Annotated in this window: 3 protein-coding genes; all 3 read left to right on the forward strand. The window is 66.9% G+C overall.

What is annotated here, in order from left to right:
• On the forward strand, positions 1 to 628 hold a 628-nt coding region (locus AC1DZ6_RS22645), incomplete at its 5' end, for a YdeI/OmpD-associated family protein (protein WP_477099367.1).
• Between the two features lie 155 nt (positions 629 to 783).
• The gene (gene rpoZ, locus AC1DZ6_RS22650) at positions 784 to 1,143 is read left to right on the forward strand and encodes a DNA-directed RNA polymerase subunit omega (RefSeq protein WP_007671240.1); all 360 of its coding nucleotides are present in this window, start codon (positions 784 to 786) and stop codon (positions 1,141 to 1,143) included.
• 182 nt (positions 1,144 to 1,325) lie between these two features.
• The coding region (locus AC1DZ6_RS22655; protein WP_477099368.1) for a RelA/SpoT family protein at positions 1,326 to 2,923 on the forward strand (1,598 nt) is incomplete at its 3' end.

Consider the following 2,923-nt stretch of genomic DNA (forward strand, 5'->3'; position numbering starts at 1 on the left):
GGGACGTCCCCTTGTCCGAGAGCTGTTGATGGCCGCCATCGAGGTCAACCCCGACCACGTCCACGAGTTCGTCGACGCCGAGGCCTTTTACGACTGGCTCTCGCGACATCACGACAGRCAGACCGAGGTCTGGATCAAGATCCACAAGGTCGGCTCGGGTCTGCCCTCGATCAACGCCAAGCAGGCGATCGACGTGGTGCTTTGCTGGGGCTGGATCGACGCGGTCCGCAAGGGTTTCGACGACCAGAGCTTCCTGCAGCGCTACACGCCGCGCGGCCGCAAGAGCATCTGGAGCCAGATCAACGTCGACAACGTCGCCCGCCTGGTCGCCGAAGGGCGGATGACCCCGCACGGCTTGCGCGAGGTGGAGGCGGCCAAGGCCGACGGACGCTGGGACCGCGCCTACGGCAGCGGCCAGGGCATGAAGATCCCCGACGCGTTGCAGGCCGCGATCGACGCGAGTCCCGAAGCCAAGGCCATGCTGGGAAAGCTGTCCGAACAGAACCGCTTCGCCCTGGCGTTTCGCACCCACAACATGAAGACGGAGGCCGGTCGCAAGAAGAAGATCGAGACCTTCGTCGCCATGCTGGAGCGCGGCGAGACGATCCATCCGCAAAAGAAGCGCTAGGGGAGGCGGCCCACCGCGCCGTCCCGCTGGACTTCTCCTGGCGAACGCGGCATAAGCGCCCCCTCGCGAAAGCCGGGACTCTACCGATGCGGCGTTGTGTAACGCCGCGCTAGACCCTATTTTGCGATAACCAAGGCTCATAGCCCGAGGAATTCATGGCCCGCGTCACCGTCGAAGATTGCGTCGAGAAGGTTCCGAACCGTTTCGCTCTGGTCCTGCTGTCCGCCCATCGTGCGCGCGGCATCTCGGCCGGCGCCTCGCTGCTCGTCGATCGCGACAACGATAAGAACCCCGTCGTCGCCCTGCGCGAGATCGCCGACGACGTGGTCGATCACGAGGGCCTCAAGGAACAGCTGATCACCACGCTGCAACGCGTGGATGAGCACACCGAAGCCGAGGAAGAGGCCGAAACCCTCGCGCTGCTGGCCGATCCCACCCACATGCAGATGAGCGAGCTCGAGCTCGTTCGCGCCCTGCAGAGCGACCGCGACGGCGGTCAGGAGGAGCGGTACTGAGCCCCGACGGCGCAGACCCTCTCATTCTCGAAGCGGCGCCCGCCGCCGCTCCTTCCGAACGCGCGCCCGATTCAGAATCGGGCGCGTCTTCGTCTCCGCCCGTCGCCAACGATGTCGCGCCGGCTCCGGCTCCCCAAACACCCCCGGGGAAGCCTCGCCAGAAGTTCCTTCGCCAGTACGAGCTGATCGAGCGCGTCCACGCCTACGATCCGACGGCCGACGAGGCCCTGCTGAACCGGGCCTATGTCTACGCCATGCGCATGCACGGCTCGCAGACCCGGGCCAGCGGCGACCCCTACTACGCCCACCCGATCGAGGTGGCCGGCATCCTCACCGAATACCGGCTCGACACCGCGACGATCGTCACGGCCCTGCTGCACGACGTGATCGAGGACACCCYGGTCACCAAGGAGGAGATCTCCAAGCTGTTCGGCGAGGAGATCGCCGAGCTGGTGGAGGGCGTCACCAAGCTGTCCAAGCTCGAGCTGCAGACCGAGCACACGCGCCAGGCCGAGAACCTGCGCAAGTTCATCCTGGCCATCTCCAAGGACGTCCGCGTCCTGCTGGTCAAGCTGGCCGACCGTCTGCACAACATGCGGACGCTGCATTTCATCAAGAGCCAGGCCAAGCGCGAGCGCATCGCCCGCGAGACGCGCGACATCTACGCGCCCCTGGCCCGCAACATCGGCTGTCATCGGATCTGTACGGAGCTGGAAGAACTCAGCTTCGAGCATACCAATCCGGTGGCCCGCACCGCGATCATCCGCCGGCTCGACACCCTGCGCGCCGAGCAGGGCGGTGCGGTGGCCCTGGTCAGCCAGGAAATCGCCGCGCGTCTGGAGTCGGCCGGCCTGCCGGCCCGGGTCTTCGGCCGCGAGAAGTCGCCCTATTCCATCTGGCGCAAGCTGCAGCGCAAGTCGATCGGCTTTTCGCAGATGTCCGACATCTACGCCTTCCGGGTGATCGTCGACAGCGAGGAAGACTGCTACCGCGCCCTCGGCGTCGTCCATCGCGCCTGGTCCAGCGTGYCCGACCGCTTCAAGGACTTCATCTCGACGCCGAAGCGCAACAATTACCGCTCGCTGCACACCACCGTGGTGGGGCCGCGCGGCATGCGCATCGAGATGCAGATCCGCACCGAGGCCATGGACCGGGTCAACGAAGACGGCGTGGCCGCCCACTTCCGCTACAAGGACGCCTCGTACGGCCTGGACCTGGAAGGCATGGAGGCGGCCGGCGGCCGCGATCCGCTGGCCAACCTGCGCCAGCTGGTCCAGGTGCTGGAGCACGGCGGCGACGCCGAGGAGCTGGTCGAGCACGCCAAGCTCGAGATGTTCCTCGACCAGGTGTTCGTGTTCACCCCCAAGGGCAAGCTGGTCAGCCTGCCGCGGGGCGCCATGCCGCTGGACTTCGCCTATGCGGTCCACACCAGTGTCGGCGACACCTGCATCGGGGTGAAGATCAACGGCGAGCTCAAGCCGCTGCGCACCCTGCTCAACAACGGCGACGTGGTCGAGGTGGTCCGGGGCTCCAAGCCCGTGGTGCCGCCGGACTGGCGGTCGYTGACGGTCACGGGCCGCGCTCGCTCCGCGATCCGGCGGCACATCCGCCAGACCGAGAAGGAAGAGTTCCTGCGCCTGGGCCGGGCTTCGGTGGAGCAGGTGTTCGAGCGTGCCGGCAAGAAGCTGAAGGACGTGTCGCTGCGGCCGATCCTGGAACGCTACGCGCTGGAGACGGAAGAGGCGTTGTTCGACGCCGTCGGCCGCGGCCGGGTCTCGCC

It is taken from the genome of Caulobacter sp. P1_B12_2, assembly GCF_056406675.1.

Excerpts from the sequence above, each read along its gene's own strand:
- rpoZ (WP_007671240.1), top strand. The coding sequence starts at position 784 with ATGGCCCGCGTCACCGTCGAAGATTGCGTCGAGAAGGTTCCGAACCGT.